The 14,034-nt window shown below is 51.5% G+C and carries 20 protein-coding genes; 14 read left to right on the top strand and 6 right to left on the bottom strand.

The window, feature by feature from the left end; translation table 11 throughout:
- Window positions 1-230: 230 nt before the first annotated feature.
- The 3 genes from mntS to ACOT0L_RS11230 form a co-directional block, all read right to left on the bottom strand.
- The gene (gene mntS / locus ACOT0L_RS11240) at window positions 231-359 is read right to left on the bottom strand and encodes a manganase accumulation protein MntS (RefSeq protein ID WP_022647525.1); all 129 of its coding nucleotides are present in this window, start codon (window positions 357-359) and stop codon (window positions 231-233) included.
- Between the two features lie 166 nt (window positions 360-525).
- Window positions 526-1,566 carry a phage integrase gene (locus tag ACOT0L_RS11235; protein WP_032657694.1) on the bottom strand — a complete coding sequence of 347 codons (1,041 nt, stop codon included), beginning with the start codon at window positions 1,564-1,566 and terminating at the stop codon, window positions 526-528.
- A complete protein-coding gene (locus ACOT0L_RS11230) occupies window positions 1,567-2,145 on the bottom strand; it encodes a phage repressor protein CI (RefSeq protein ID WP_032657697.1) in 579 nt (192 codons plus the stop codon).
- Between the two features lie 119 nt (window positions 2,146-2,264).
- On the opposite strand from ACOT0L_RS11230, the gene ACOT0L_RS11225 reads away from it, so the two are divergent.
- From ACOT0L_RS11225 to ACOT0L_RS11175, 11 genes are all read left to right on the top strand, one after another.
- Window positions 2,265-2,486, top strand: a complete 222-nt coding sequence (locus tag ACOT0L_RS11225) for a hypothetical protein (protein WP_001247709.1) — start codon at window positions 2,265-2,267, stop codon at window positions 2,484-2,486.
- 30 nt (window positions 2,487-2,516) lie between these two features.
- Entirely contained in the window at window positions 2,517-3,020 is a 504-nt protein-coding gene (locus tag ACOT0L_RS11220; protein ID WP_032657699.1) for a phage regulatory CII family protein, read from the top strand.
- 9 nt (window positions 3,021-3,029) lie between these two features.
- The gene (locus ACOT0L_RS11215; RefSeq protein WP_032657702.1) at window positions 3,030-3,224 is read left to right on the top strand and encodes a phage filamentation protein Fil family protein; all 195 of its coding nucleotides are present in this window, start codon (window positions 3,030-3,032) and stop codon (window positions 3,222-3,224) included.
- A complete protein-coding gene (locus ACOT0L_RS11210; protein WP_032657705.1) occupies window positions 3,214-3,651 on the top strand; it encodes a hypothetical protein in 438 nt (145 codons plus the stop codon). Before ACOT0L_RS11215 ends, ACOT0L_RS11210 begins: the two co-directional genes overlap by 11 nt.
- Window positions 3,651-4,052, top strand: a complete 402-nt coding sequence (locus tag ACOT0L_RS11205) for a hypothetical protein (protein ID WP_063444158.1) — start codon at window positions 3,651-3,653, stop codon at window positions 4,050-4,052. Before ACOT0L_RS11210 ends, ACOT0L_RS11205 begins: the two co-directional genes overlap by 1 nt.
- Before the next feature lie 66 nt (window positions 4,053-4,118).
- Window positions 4,119-4,352, top strand: a complete 234-nt coding sequence (locus ACOT0L_RS11200; protein ID WP_047743687.1) for a DUF2732 family protein — start codon at window positions 4,119-4,121, stop codon at window positions 4,350-4,352.
- Window positions 4,343-4,639 (top strand): hypothetical protein, encoded by a 297-nt coding sequence (locus tag ACOT0L_RS11195; protein ID WP_063444157.1) that lies wholly within the window; start codon window positions 4,343-4,345, stop codon window positions 4,637-4,639. The genes ACOT0L_RS11200 and ACOT0L_RS11195 overlap by 10 nt, the downstream gene beginning before the upstream one ends.
- Window positions 4,636-5,502: a DNA adenine methylase gene (locus ACOT0L_RS11190; RefSeq protein ID WP_063444156.1), complete on the top strand. Its 867-nt coding sequence runs from the start codon at window positions 4,636-4,638 to the stop codon at window positions 5,500-5,502. Before ACOT0L_RS11195 ends, ACOT0L_RS11190 begins: the two co-directional genes overlap by 4 nt.
- Window positions 5,499-5,711 carry a hypothetical protein gene (locus ACOT0L_RS11185; RefSeq protein WP_063444155.1) on the top strand — a complete coding sequence of 71 codons (213 nt, stop codon included), beginning with the start codon at window positions 5,499-5,501 and terminating at the stop codon, window positions 5,709-5,711. Before ACOT0L_RS11190 ends, ACOT0L_RS11185 begins: the two co-directional genes overlap by 4 nt.
- The gene (locus ACOT0L_RS11180; protein ID WP_126503600.1) at window positions 5,680-7,728 is read left to right on the top strand and encodes a replication endonuclease; all 2,049 of its coding nucleotides are present in this window, start codon (window positions 5,680-5,682) and stop codon (window positions 7,726-7,728) included. The genes ACOT0L_RS11185 and ACOT0L_RS11180 overlap by 32 nt, the downstream gene beginning before the upstream one ends.
- Before the next feature lie 121 nt (window positions 7,729-7,849).
- Window positions 7,850-8,056: a hypothetical protein gene (locus ACOT0L_RS11175; protein ID WP_045626031.1), complete on the top strand. Its 207-nt coding sequence runs from the start codon at window positions 7,850-7,852 to the stop codon at window positions 8,054-8,056.
- Here the strand turns inward: ACOT0L_RS11175 and ACOT0L_RS11170 are convergent.
- From ACOT0L_RS11170 to ACOT0L_RS11160, 3 genes are read right to left on the bottom strand one after another with little or no spacing between them, the layout of a single operon-like run.
- Window positions 8,030-8,353, bottom strand: a complete 324-nt coding sequence (locus ACOT0L_RS11170; protein ID WP_063444153.1) for an ogr/Delta-like zinc finger family protein — start codon at window positions 8,351-8,353, stop codon at window positions 8,030-8,032. The two genes, ACOT0L_RS11175 and ACOT0L_RS11170, sit on opposite strands and share 27 nt — an antisense overlap.
- Window positions 8,350-9,402: a phage portal protein gene (locus ACOT0L_RS11165; RefSeq protein WP_063444152.1), complete on the bottom strand. Its 1,053-nt coding sequence runs from the start codon at window positions 9,400-9,402 to the stop codon at window positions 8,350-8,352. Before ACOT0L_RS11165 ends, ACOT0L_RS11170 begins: the two co-directional genes overlap by 4 nt.
- Window positions 9,399-11,174: a terminase large subunit domain-containing protein gene (locus ACOT0L_RS11160; protein WP_063444151.1), complete on the bottom strand. Its 1,776-nt coding sequence runs from the start codon at window positions 11,172-11,174 to the stop codon at window positions 9,399-9,401. Before ACOT0L_RS11160 ends, ACOT0L_RS11165 begins: the two co-directional genes overlap by 4 nt.
- Before the next feature lie 172 nt (window positions 11,175-11,346).
- On the opposite strand from ACOT0L_RS11160, the gene ACOT0L_RS11155 reads away from it, so the two are divergent.
- From ACOT0L_RS11155 to gpM, 3 genes are all read left to right on the top strand, one after another.
- Complete coding sequence (locus tag ACOT0L_RS11155) at window positions 11,347-12,150, top strand: GPO family capsid scaffolding protein (RefSeq protein WP_126503602.1); 804 nt, start codon at window positions 11,347-11,349, stop codon at window positions 12,148-12,150.
- Window positions 12,151-12,211: 61 nt separating this feature from the next.
- Window positions 12,212-13,234 (top strand): phage major capsid protein, P2 family, encoded by a 1,023-nt coding sequence (locus tag ACOT0L_RS11150; protein WP_126503603.1) that lies wholly within the window; start codon window positions 12,212-12,214, stop codon window positions 13,232-13,234.
- Between the two features lie 3 nt (window positions 13,235-13,237).
- On the top strand, window positions 13,238-13,939 hold the full coding sequence (gene gpM, locus ACOT0L_RS11145) for a phage terminase small subunit (RefSeq protein ID WP_063137269.1): 702 nt from the start codon (window positions 13,238-13,240) through the stop codon (window positions 13,937-13,939).
- Window positions 13,940-14,034: the final 95 nt, after the last annotated feature.

The following is a 14,034-nucleotide window of genomic DNA, read 5'->3' as shown; positions in this document are numbered from 1 at the left end:
TCAAGGGTCAAAGCCTGCCGGACAGTGCGTGGAAAGGGAATGGAGGTCCGCTTCAGCGAAGCCGCAAATTGTGCAGGGCTGCAAGAAGATAGTGCGAGCGTGAATCAAGGTCAACAGTTGCTAAACAGATGTTTTGCGAAGGGGGCTGCAAATCCGCAAAAATAATCAGGAAAAAGCGAGTTTACAACGAAAGTGTGACAGGAAAATGAAGCGGCGTGCCGCGACGCCGCTTAGTGAGAAGATTTGTCGTCCTGATGCGGTTTGGCGTTAAACATATCGCACAGCATGTTCAACAGCATTAGACGCACTTTAAAAGGAGAGTGGGTAAACACGTTCATACACCTCTTGAATTCATTCATAAGACCTCCTGATTCATGATCCCTTCGATCCGTGAAGGGTGACTGCATTACATACAGATATAGCACAGGCTATATTGTAAAGCATCAACTATCTACAAAAAACAATAAGTTAGATATTTATCAATAGGTTAGGCTAGTCAATAAAAGTGAGTATCAGGCAGTATTTCTAAGCTGTCGCGACATTTTTGCGACATTTTAAGGGATTGAGACGCACGGCATCTTCAAGGTGGCTAGGGGCAAAATGCGCATAACGCATCGTCATGGTGATATCAGCATGACCAAGAATTTTTTGCAGAACAAGAATGTTGCCGCCGTTCATCATAAAGTGGCTGGCAAACGTATGGCGCAGTACATGGGTAAGCTGGCCGGAGGGGAGTTCTATCTTGGCACGCTCCAAAGCAGAGCGGAAAGCGTTGTAGCAGGGCTGCGGAAACAGAGCGCCTTTCGTATCAGGTAGTTCAGCTAAAAGTTCGTCATCAAGTGGAATGGTTCTGTTGCGCTTTCCTTTGGTTTTGACAAACGTGACTTTACCGCCAGCAATCTGAGAACCTTTAAGCGTTGCAGCTTCATTCCATCTTGCCCCTGTAGAAAGACAGATTTTCACGACTAGCTCTAAGTACTTTACCTTGCTCCGTTTGCATTCCATTAAAAGCCGATCAATTTCATTAACAGAGAGAAAGGCCATTTCGGATTCATCAGTACGATACTGTCTAACATTTTCCAAAGGATTGGGAGCTGACCATTCCCCGATCCGCTTCAGTTCATTGAACATGGCAAGAAAGTAAGCATGCTCAAGATTCATTGTTTTCGGGGAAATCTTGGAGACTCTGTTGGTGCGGGCATAATGCCCTTCAAGTCTTTTAGCGCGGTAGGCAGTGAACAGCTGGGCATTGAACTCTGTAGCCAGCGGGAATCCCATGCATTCTGCCGCCCAGGCCATAGCATCTTTACGCTTTTGACCGTTGCGCAAAGCTACCCCATGGCGTTCATACCACATCGTAATAAGATCGATTAGGCTTCGTTTGTCTTTCCCTTCACCCAGCCATGGCGCACTGTCTAACTTCTGAAGCGTATGATTCTCAAATGCCAGGGCTTCGCCTTTTGTGGCAAATTTTTTACGTATTCGCTTACCGTTCTTACCATTACTGCGGTTGACGGTGTAGAAGTCGGCGATCCATTCGCCTGTCGGAAGTTTACGAACGCTCATTTATTCAATCGTCAGAACAACGCGGCCAATGATTTTTATATCGTCAATCCCGCAGTCAAAAGCCATACCTACGCCGCTTACTCTAACCTTTCCCACAGGGATTCTTGTCAGTGTTCTAACGCTGGTTTTACCTTCAACTTCAACAAGCCAAACATCGTCATAAACTTCGGTAAAGTGCTGATCGATAATGTATTGCAGTGAGTTATCAATCACACAGACTGGATTCTGCGGTAAAGGCTTACCTGGTAAAAAAATAACCTTATCGAGCATAAGAAAACCAGACTCATAGAGTTTGCCGTCCACGATCTTCTTGCGCGGCAGTTTCATGATATCTAAATCTTCATCGTTGAACTTTCTACCTTGCCCAGTCGCTAGCCATTCCAACGTTGCCCCTGTCTCAGCCATACATTTAACAACGATATCAGCTGGGAATAAATCCCTCTTATAGCGGTTAGCTAGGCTACTGCTTGCAATATCAAGATGCTCGGCTAGAGCTAATTTAGTGTTGAAGCCATACGCCTGGATAACTCTATCCAACACCTCTGATCCGCCTTTGGAAAACTCAATCTGTAGGTTCACGAAAGTTTTACCTTGAAAATTATCGCAAAGTGAGTTTAAACTTCGCTTTGTAGGTTTAAGTGAATATTGACAGTTACCGACCTGTATTGCCGTACAGGTTAACTAATGGAGTTTGCCTTATGCGTCCGAACATTACAATCATCATCCCGGAACCATACCTGCCTTTAGACGAGTACTGCCGCCGTACTGGTACCAACAAGGAAACCGCTAGAAACCTGATTGAATACGGAAAATTACCAATTAAGCCGAAGGGTAAGCAGAAGAAAGGCTTGGTCGAAGTCAACATGGCCGCGCTCACTATCCAGGCTTTAAGTGAATGTGATATTTCGCTTAACGCGTAATTCATCCTACAGATTAGAGCGGGGCTAACAATGTTTGATTATCAGACTTCTAAACATGCTCACTTTGATGCAGCTTGCCGAGCGTTTGCGCTGTCGCACAATCTGGAGGATGTCGCCGCTGCCGTTGGTATGCGTCCGCAGATCCTGCGCAATAAGTTGAACCCGATTCAACCGCATCGCCTGACCTGTGACGAGCTACTGGCTATTACCGATTACACCGAAGATGCGCGTTTACTGGATGGGATGCTGGGGCAGATTAACTGCCTCCCGTCCGTTCCGGTCAATAACGCCACTGAAGCGAATATGCAGTTTTGCGCATTAAGTGCCACCGCAAACGTGGGTGCGATCGCTGGGGAAGCCGTTTCAACTGAGCATATGACCGCCGCACGTCGCATACAAATCCTTGATCGTGCCCGTGATGCCATCCGTTCCCTTTCCGTTCTGGCTTACACCGTTGAAAGCCGCCTCCAGTCTGCGCCGGTTCTTGCTGCTGCCGTCGATATCGTGACTACCAGCGCCAGCAGCATGATGTGAGGGATAACCATGAAAGCGTTCGTTACCTATCTGAAAAAAGAATCTCCGGCCATGCAGCTGGCCAGCGGGTCAACTGGCTGGATTGAACTGCCAAACGGCCAACGCTGGAACCCTGGCCACCAGTACAAATTCAATGCCCGTTCGTCTCGTCGTCCATGGTGGTTTCGTTTGTTCGGAATTATCAGGGGGCGTTATGGCCATTAGCGAAAAGCAGCAGGAGATCGGCCTGAAGTGGCTGGAGTATATGCGCCGTAAATACTGGAGTGAAAAAAGCGAAGCCGCCGAATGGTGGGACAAATTAACACCTGAATGGCGAGGGGTTGTTTTACATGCAGCCGCAGTAAATTCCGGGTCGGACGTTTTCAAAGCCCACCTGTGTAAATGCTGCTGGCATGAGCTGTATGCACGCCTGAACTACCGCGAAATGATTCAACTGAAACAAGGTATTTCCCGCGCCCGGTTAACGTTTGAGGGGTTCGGGAGTTTGCGTGACAGCGATTTTTCCCGGCGCACCGCCAATCGCCCGGCAAAGGTGGTTAATCCGATTTACAGCAGTAACGGGGTGCAGATGGTTGTGGCACCTCAATTCGTTAGCAAAATACAATTGTTACAACAGCAGGAGAATCACTGATGTCCATTATCTCTGTAAATGCCAAAGAACTGGGACAGGAGCTGGCTGCGTGGGGTGTTCCACACAATTACGCCATTCTCTTTCTGGAGAAAAGCACCGTTAAAAATGGCCGTGTGGCCTTACATCCGTTTTTCTTTAACGACACCGAGCACATGACAAATAAACGCCATTGGCTGGCCGTGAATGTTGCGTACTGGTGCTGTGTCTATCGTGAAGCGGAAAGCCAGTTCCAGCAGGTTGAAGCAATTGCCAGCATTCGTTCCATGTATTACATCGCCGGGTCACTGGGCGCTGGGGAAGTCAAAGCGCTGATCCAGGAGTGGTGGCGCAATACCTACGAGCTGCACCAGATACCCGCGCCGAGCTACTCAGCCGCGCCTGTTACCGTCTCTTTCCACTAATTAACTGCCTGAATTTTTGGCCATCCCTGCGGTGGCCGGGGATTCTTTTGCCCTGAGGAAACCAAAATGCAAACAACACGCATGTTTTTACCCGTCAACCAATCCGGTACTGACCTGCTGGCAATGCTGGCAAAAGCTACTGAGGAAGGTAAAGCGGCCTCCGCCGATCTGTGTTCTGCCCGTCTGGATAAGCTGGCCGCGTATGCCGCGAACGAAGGTTTAAGCGCTGCCGAAATCGTAGAGTTGATCCGTGAAGAGGCTGCGGCCATTTGCAGCAAAGGCGGTGCGGCATGGAATTGAGTAAGCAATTTACTAAAGAGCAGTTAATAGAACTGGCGCAGGATGATATTGCTGCTATCAGTTCCGCTCTTCAATTGAACATGAGCGATGAAGCGAATGAGCTTCTCCAAAAGTCGCTGGCTAATCATGAAATCGCACTAGCTGCCCTCACCATGCCAGAGGTCGTTCCGCGCCCGGTGTTTGATGTTATTTATCAGGAATGTGGCGGTTTTGTTGATAGCGACGCAAATCCGCAGGTTATTTGGGATGCTTGCCGCGCAGCCATGCTCAAAGGCGGTGCTAAATGACCATTAAAACGCCTCTTAAATGGGTTGGCAGCAAAGTCCGCCTTATGCCCCAGCTGCGTGATCATCTGCCGGAAGGAAAACGCCTGGTGGAGCCTTTCGCGGGTTCGTGCGCCGTCATGATGAATACGGACTATGACGAATACCTGATCGCTGACCTGAACCCGGATTTAGTCAATCTGTATAAGGCGATGGCCTACCATACCGACGCGTTTCTTGTGGAGCTTGAAGCCCTGTTTTCTGCCGGGGCGTTAGGTGAACAGGAGAGCCGCGCCATTTTTTATTATGCCGTCCGGGATGCGTTCAATTTGTCGGGAAAGGCGCTTGGGGATGAAAGCGTTGAAGCCGCTGCCCGTTTCATGTTCCTGAACCGCCACGGCTTTAACGGACTTTGCCGTTACAACCGCCGTGGCCAGTTCAATGTCCCGTTCGGGAAGTACAAGAAAAACTATTTCCCGCTAAAAGAGGTCCAGGCATTTGCTGAAAAGGCGAAGCGCGCGACGTTCATCACCGCGCATTACTCCGAAACGCTGGCGCTGGTTCGTACCGGGGATGTGGTCTATTGCGATCCGCCATACCTGACGGAATCAGGAAATTTCACCTCATACACTGAAAGCGGTTTTTCACATCTTGATCAGGGGCGGCTGGCCAGAAAGCTGCGCCGTCTTGCTGAAAAGGGCGTGAGTGTTGTTGCGTCAAACAGCGATCTGGAGATGGTGCATTACCTGTACGCCGGGTTTGAGGCGACGAAAGTCAAAGCGCCCCGCAGTGTTGGTGCCGCAGCTGCAAGCCAGAAATCTGCCGCAGAGCTGATCCTGAAATCACCAGTTTCAACAGATTCCAGCGCTGGGGTGGTGGCGAAATGATGACTGAACCCATGACCGGGCTGTATGCGCTGACGGTATTTGCGGCTTTCATCTACTTTTCCTGGGAAGAGCGCCGGGACGCGGAGACTTCAGATGATGCAGACTTTATTTTGGTCGCTATCTCTTCCCTCGTCTGGCCTGTACTGGTGGCGGTTTGTGCCGCTGCTTACATGATTAATGCCTGGAAGAAGTGGGTTAATCGTGACTGATCTGTCTCTTGCTGGCCAACATCATGCCGTCAATGCCTGGCGGCGTGATACTTTTGCGCCAGGAACGCCAGCGAATGCAACAATCACAGAGCGCCGTTTGTGGGCAGTTAACCCACAGGACTACGAATGGCGCTCACAGTTCCTTCATGAGATACCCGACTGGCTAGCCGGGTATTTTGGCAACCGTTACGAAAAGCTGTTTGCTGGTCGTGACGGCCGCCGCCGTGCCAATACATTCCTGCGCAAAACAATCGGTGAGAATGTATTGCCACGCCTGCGGAAAGTGGCTGCGCGTTACCAGCTGGCCGCTGATGTATTCGATCTCCCTTTTGGCAAATCATTGCAGCGCTTGCCCTCGCTTGACCGTACCGATCTAAAAAAGCTGTCTGGCCAGGTCTCTGGCTGGATGGCTCAGATGTTCTATGACTTCACCGACACTCTGAAGGGTAAATCCAAAGACGAAAGGGAAATGCGCCAGCGCACGCTGGAGGCTTACCGCAATCTTTGCTCGCTTTCCCTCATGCTGAACAATCAGCCGCCTTACTGGGCAGAGCACGAAGCAAATGAAGGCCACCTGGAAACCCGAAAAGCGGAGTCCGGGATTTTGCGTCTCATGGCACCGGAATGGTGGTATCAGCGCCTGAAGCGTGCCCGTGACCTGCAACGTGAACATCTGGCCATCGCCGTTGGTCAGGTGCAGAAATCTGCCAGCGCCTACGTATCACGTAAAACCCTGGGCGAATGGATAGACCAGAAGAAACGAAATCTGGAGTTCTTCAAAAAGTTTGATCTGATGGACGAAGAGGGCAACCGTATTGCGCTGGACAGCATGGTACACCGCAGCGTTGCTAACCCGGCCATTCGTCGCTGTGAACTGATGGTGCGTATGCGCGGGTTTGAAGATATCGCCAATGAACAGGGGCTGGCTGGCGAGTTTTACACAATCACTGCGCCTTCACGTTATCACGCAGTACACAGCAAAGGTGGCTTTGTGTCTCAGTGGAACGGATTAAGCCCACGGGACACGCAGCGTTATTTATGCAACGTCTGGGCAAAAGCACGCGCGGCGATCTCCCGTGCCGGTATTCATGTTTTTGGTTTTCGCGTGGTGGAGCCACACCACGACGGGACACCGCACTGGCATATGCTGCTGTTTATGCAACCGCATGACGTTGAGGCGGTGCGCGATATTCTTTGCTATCACGCCAGGATTACCGATTCAGAAGAACTACAGACACCCAACGCGCTTAAGGCGCGTTTTCACGTTGAACCTATCGATCCCGCTAAAGGGTCGGCAACAGGCTATATCGCTAAATACATCTCAAAAAATATCGACGGCTTTGCGCTCGATGGCGAGCAGGATGAAGAAACCGGGGAAAACCTGCGCGATATGGCCAAATCCGTATCGGCCTGGGCATCCCGCTGGCGGATTCGCCAGTTTCAGCAAATTGGTGGTGCGCCTGTGACTGTATGGCGTGAGTTGCGCCGCCTGGGTGATCAGCGCCTGACTGACAGCCGTATGGATGCGGTGCTGGCGGCGGCTGATGTAGGGGACTGGGCGGCCTATACACAGTTGCAGGGTGGCGCACTGGTTGCACGTCGCGATCTGGTTGTGCGTCTGGCCTATGAAATCACAGAACAGGGTAACGAGTACGCTGAAGATGTTCAGCGTGTGCAGGGTATCTATTCGCCTTTGATCCCTGATTCCGAAGTTTGCACCCGTCTGGTTAAGTGGCAGAAGGTTGCGAAGTTGGCCGAAGCGCCAGCGGAGGCGGGTTTTTCTGGCGGCAGCGCCGCCCCTTGGAGTTCTGTCAATAACTGTACGGAGGGGGGAACCCGGAGACGGTTAAAACTGGAACTGAACCAGCGAGGGTTTGCCGGAACGGATGAAGAAATCGACATTCTGAAGCGGGGGGGCGGTCTCAAATTTGGCCGATCTGCCCTGATTTACAGGAAAGGGAGGTTACAGGAGAAGCGGAACAATCCGGAAGATGAACAATGGCCAGGCTGGCAGTAGTGGTGTGTAAGTGCGTGATTAGTAATGTGTAAATTGCGTTTTACGCTAATTATCATTTCACATATTGTGCGTTTGGGTATACTGTATGGTTATACAGTGTTTTGTTTTGTGGGAGGGCTGCATGGATATCTTAGAGGCATCAGCAAAGCTGGAGCGCATCGAATTACTGGCAAAAATTGCCCATGTAAGTGAGATAAGCGCGAAGGAAAAGACTATTGCCTTAACTTGGATCGGTGAAATTGCTGAAGAGATGCGGAACGTAGTCAGGGGGGAAATAAAAAACCCCCAGAGCGGGGGCATTTTAGGCCGCGGGCGCAGCCTTCAATAAATCCAGAGCCATTTGCTTCTGGTCGGGTGAGAGATTTTTGAGCAATGTTTGCACCAAGGAATCACCCGTTTTTGCGCTGGGGCTGAGGGTGTGGGAAAACGTCAAATTCATAACAAAAGTGTGCCCACACTCCACATCAGAACAAGCGCAGTAAATATCCGCAATCTCGCGATGTTTCCGGTTAGTCTTGCGAATTACAGCCTTAGAGCCGCATTCCGGGCATTCAATCTTCAGGACTCTCATATTCCATTCTCCGGCTGTCAAATAATGCCTGGATTTTAGCCTTTTTTGCATCATGCTGCACCCTTCACCGTTGTTTCTTCAGCAAAATTCAAATGCAGGTGGCGCGGAATCTCCGGATCGCTGTTGATGGCCATCGCAAGGCGGCGCTGAATGGGCAGCACTTCATTCTTTTTGTAGGTGCGTTCAACCTTTTCCGGGTCGCCCAGTCCGGCAGTATTCTGCGGAACGATACCCGCAAGCCCGGCCGGGAAGCGATGCGCGTTCAGAATGTCCTGGGCGCTTATGTTCTTAACACTCGCAAATTCATCTTTGGCCGAAATGTCCCCCATCTCAATAAACTTGATCGCGTCACCGTCGCCGCCTGGGATATTCACCAGGATGGTGGAGAAGTTGCCGATCCCCTTGCTGTCCCGCAGTTGCTGTTCAATTTCCTCCTCCATTTCGTCCGTCATGCTGGGGTCACGGGTATACAGAATGCCGCCCGTGTGGGCGCCGTTGTGGTAGTAGCGACGGCGGAAAATAACCGCCTCACTGTTCAGCAGGGCAGAGTGAACGCCGCCGATGTAATCCGGCAGACCATAAATGTGCTGCTGCGGATCGTACATCTTGATGAAAATGATATCTTCAGGCGGGAACGCCAGCGGCTCGCCTTCCTGTAAAACCACGTAATCCCCTGGCACAGTCTCCGCATTTTCTTTCTCCTTTCGTCGGCGGAGGTAAAGCCCCGGCAACGGCTGAAGCCCGATCACGTCTCCCCAGCCATTACGGATTTTGGCCACAGCAATATCACCAAAGGTCAGATAATCAAAAACAGCGGCCTCCAGCTCGTCGAACGTCAGGCCGCCGCCCTGATAATCTGCTGTAACCATGTTTTTACGGGCGTGGATAATCCCTCCGTGCTGGCCGTTCAGGTTGATTAGCTGCGCCAGCGCCAGACGGTCAATCGGTTGGGTGTAATGATCGGCGGCGTTGTCATACCAGATATCCCGGTAATCGGTTCCGGTAGTCAGTACCGGTTCTGGTTTGCCAAAGCTGATAATGCTCATTTTTTTGGACTTTTCGCCGCGCTGTTCACGCTTCACAAAACGTTTCTTTTTGCTCATGCTGCCTGTTTCCTTACACCCCAGCGGGATTTTGGTTTGTTTTCGTAGTTAAGTGGTTCGTTATGCAGGGCGTGGGTGATTGCCCAGAACGCCTCTGCGTGGCCAGTGTCCTGGCTGCGGTCTGCGACAAAGGTCATGGCGTTACCGCTCTGCGTGGTGGTACGCCGCACGGACATAAAGCTGGCGGGGATTTCCTTCAGGTTTTTGTCCCACTCGATACGCTGGCTTTCCACCACGTCAGCGGCCTTCAGTACCAGCTGGTTTTTGGTGTTCATGTCGTAGCGAATCGGCACGACAACCTTCATGGCAAAGTGCTGGATGTTGTCAAACACCCCCTGGCCGATCCCGGTTACGTCCACGCCCAGATACGTGAAGTTGTACTGGTCAAACAGCTTTTCGATCTGCTTTGCCTGGTAGCGGAAGTTCATTCCCTTCCAGTAAATCACCTTCAGCACGCGGAATTTTTCCACGGCAAACATCGGCGGGGCGACGATGACGAAACACGACAAATCGCCGCTGCGTGCCGGGTCAAAGCCGCCCCAGACTGGCCTGTCACCAAACGGCCGTTTTGCGTCCGGGTCGTGATCCTGCCAGGTGTCCACCTCCACGCCGCACGCTTCCAGATCGGAAAAGCTGAAAACAGAATCCTTACTGTCCACGAACACGCACATGTAAAGCATGTCGAACGTGGCGGTGTTGTAGCGGTTGCGCAGCTTCTCGATGTTGGCCAGATTGAAGCCACCCGCAATGGCATCTTCCATGGTGATGACATAGCGCCACTGGCCATCCGGACAGAGCCGACCACCGTCCCGCATTTCATCGAACAGCGGAAATTTGATGGCCGCACGTTTCTTGCTGCCCTGTTTCCACTCTTCACCCGTCCAGAACGGATACGCCTGGTGTGTTTTGGCCGATGGCGTGGAAAAGTAGGTGGTGCGCCATTTGTCATGTGTGGCCATCGCACTGGCCACTTCATTAAGTTTTGCGAAGTTGGGCACCCAAAAATATTCATCACAGTAAAGATGGCCACTGTATGACTGGGCGGTGTTTTTGTTGGTCGACAGAAAACGCAGTTCTGCGCCGTTGCTTAAGCGGATCGGGTTCCCGGTCAGCGTGATACCGAAATACTGTTCGGCAATGTTGACGATGTATGACCGGAACACCTCCGCCTGGGCTTTGGACGCGGACAGGAATATTTGCGGATCGCCCGTCATTACCGCGTTTTCGAACGCCTCAAACGCAAAGTACCAGGTTGCACCGATCTGGCGACTTTTCAGGATGTTCCTGACCAGCTGGCCAATGTTGCGGCGCAGGTGTTTCTGATATTCGAAAAGATGTTCGTCCGCCCAGGTGTCAAAATCTTCCTGGGTCAGAGACGAAATATCGTTTTTCTTGTACTTGCGTTTGCCGCGCGGTTCATCCTCGCTATCCCCTCGCGCAGCTGCCTGCCGTTCCCCCTGGCTGGAGGCCAGCTTTTCTTTATGCTTATTGCTCTGGGCGCGCAGCTTTGTGGCGTGAGTAATAAGCAAATCCATTTCTTTTAAATCCAGGTCCGTTTTATTGTCGCGGGATGCTAACAGCTGGTAACGGCGCTCAATTGCCTCCTCTGTACTTTCGAAACTGAGCAGGTCAGCCCATTTATATTTCTCCGCCCAGTAGTAAACGATCCGCGCATTCGGCAGATTTAATTCTGATGCAATTTCTTTAGGCGTATAGCGGCGCAGGTAAAGTGCGCGGACAACGCCTCTTAATTCGTCTGAGTATTTAGCCATAGATTTAATTATGCCGTGGTAATGATGAAAAAACGGCGGGGTTAATTCGGGGCTGTTCGGTAATGGCTTATAACCGAACTGTTCAGAATAAAGCGTGATGCGGGGATGCGTTTAATTAGCAATAATCAAATCCACAGCACGGTAAACAGTAAATCGACAGAGGGGGAAATATGTGTCGCATTTAAAAACTGACTGGCTGTGTGTTGCCACCGAAGGGGATACGGTAGACGGAAGAGTCATTGAACGGCAATGGATTATAGATATGGGGGAAACCTATGACTTTAACCATTACGTAGCATTGCTCTGGCCTGAACACGATCATTCTGGAGCCAGTTTCGGGGAGGTGCTTGAAGCTACCTGGCGCGATGGTGATGATGGTCTTGCCCGTTTATATGTCAGCCTCTGCCCGAACATACGTCTGCTGTATGCAAATGAAGAGGGGCAGTTACTGTTCTTTTCTATTGAGCCAGAAGAGGACTGGCGGGGGACTGGTCGTTTTTACCTTAAAGGGCTGGCAGTAACGAACCGTCCGGCCAGTGTTGGCACTACACGAATGCGTTTCAGTGAGCGCAGTTTATCTAAACAAGGTTATTACCGTTGTGTATTGACCACAGAAGGCAAAATTAAGCAGGGAGAAAAAATGTCAAAGAAAAAATGGCAGTCGTATTTTGGTATTAAGCCGAAGTTTGAAGAAGAGTCCCCGTCAGAAGAAGCGCCGCAGGGAGACGATAAATTACAGGCTCTTGCAAATGCGGTGAATGAAATTGAAGGCCGCCTGGCCACGATTGAAAATACGCTACAGGAAATGCAGGGTGATGTTGATACCATTGCAGAAGTTGTAGACACGGAAGAGTTTGCAGAATTGCGTTCCAACGCAAAAGAAATCGTTAACCGCTTTAACGATCTGGGTAGTAAAGGCGGTCAGCGCAAACAGCGCCAGGTTCCGTCCAAATCCGGGAAATTCAATTTCCTGTAATTTGCATAAAAGCAAAAAAGTAAAAACAAGTTAAATAATCGCGTAAATGCGAGGGAGTTTTATGCACCTTAATAACCGTGGGCGGGATTTACTGGATAAATATACGGCTGGAATGGCGCAGCAGTTCGGCGCACGTGATACCAGTCGCTATTTTTCCCTGAATGACCCGCAGGAAAATGCGCTGCGTCTGGCGCTGCTGGAGTCGGTCGAGTTCCTGGACATGCTCACATGCCTGGACGTTGACCAGCTGAGTGGCCAGGTGATCTCTGTTGGTTCATCTGTTCTTCATACCGGGCGCAGTGAGAACGGCCGTTTTGTCCGTCAGGTAGGCGTTGACGGTAATGATTATTCGCTGGTTGAAACGGACACCTGTGCGGCACTGCGCTGGGATTTGCTTTCCGTCTGGGCTAATGCTGGCAAAGACGAAAACGAGTTTTACAACCTGGTTCAGGCTTTCACTACCCAGGCTTTCGCACTGGATATGCTGCGCATTGGTTTCAACGGGAAGAGCCGCGCTAAAACCACTGACCCTACTGCTAACCCGAACGGCGAAGATGTGAACATTGGCTGGCATGAGCGTATGAAAACGCTGTTGGGTGGCAATCAGATTATGACCGATCCGGTCGTTCTGGATGAAGCGGGAGATTACAAATCGCTGGATGCGATGGCCTCCGATCTGATTAACGCCAAAATCCCGGCTCAGTTCCGCAATGACCCGCGCCTGGTGGTGCTGGTAGGTGCTGACCTGGTGGCCGCCGAACAGTACCGACTGTATCAGGCCGCTGATCGCCCAACGGAGAAAATCGCGGCGCAGATGCTGGGAAGCACTATTGCTGGCCGTCCGGCAATCATTCCGCCGTTCATGCCGGGTAAACGCATGGTGGTTACTCCGCTGAAAAACCTGCACATCTACACCCAGCGCAACACCCGTATGCGTAAGGCTGAGTTTGTGGAGGATCGCAAACAGTTCGAAAACAAATATCTGCGCAACGAAGGCTATGCGGTTGAAGTGCCGGAGCTGTACGCGGCGATTGATGAAAATGCCGTGACCATCGGCAAGCCGTCAGAGCCAGTGGAGGGTTAATCAATGTCTCTTTCACCCGCGCAGCGTCATAACCAGCGCATTGCGATGGAACAAAAGCTGAAGCAAAGCCTGGCAGTTGGCACCACGGAAAGCATGCACTTGCTGATTAAGGCGCTGGAAACAGATGTGGAACAGGTGCGAAGCCTGCCGCTGATTGCTGATCGCGTTGAGCATAAGCGCAATGTGCTGCTGCCGAAATGGGTTCCGACTGTGGAAGCGTATCTGGCCAGCGGCCAGGTGTATGCCAATCCGGTTCTGGCGTGGTGCGTGATCTGGCTGTTTGATGTGGGCGATCTGGATAAGGCGCTGGAATGGGCTGATATCGCTATTGCCCAGCAACAAGCTACACCGGAACGGCTGCGCAGCAATTTTCCAACGTTCGTGGCCGATACGATGCTGGCCTGGGCGGAGGAGTCTGCGGGGCGCGGGGAAAGCATTGAGCCTTATTTTTCACGCACGTTTGAGAACGTGGCCACCCGGTGGCGGCTGCATGAGCAGGTGACAGCGAAATGGTACAAGTTCGCCGGGTTGCAGCTGCTGCGCGGTGAGGATGGCCAGAAAACAGCGGCGGGTGTGGACGATGTGGAAACACTTAAGAAAGCCGATCAGCTGCTGGCCACCGCAGAACAGTATTACCTGAAAATCGGCGTTAAAACGCAGCGGCAGACCATCGCCGCACGTATCCGAAAACTGACGCAGGGTTAAAGACTACCGCAAGCCAGGCGGGCGCGGTGGAGGGCAGAAACACGATGTGAAGCTGCGCCGTGGAAACCGGACAGCCCGCCTATTTTTTCGGGGGA

The organism is Enterobacter cloacae complex sp. XAL002 (assembly GCF_049236805.1).
In the GTDB taxonomy this organism is placed as follows: Bacteria; Pseudomonadota; Gammaproteobacteria; order Enterobacterales; family Enterobacteriaceae; genus Enterobacter; species Enterobacter intestinihominis.
This window is presented reverse-complemented; position numbering and strand designations above follow the sequence as displayed.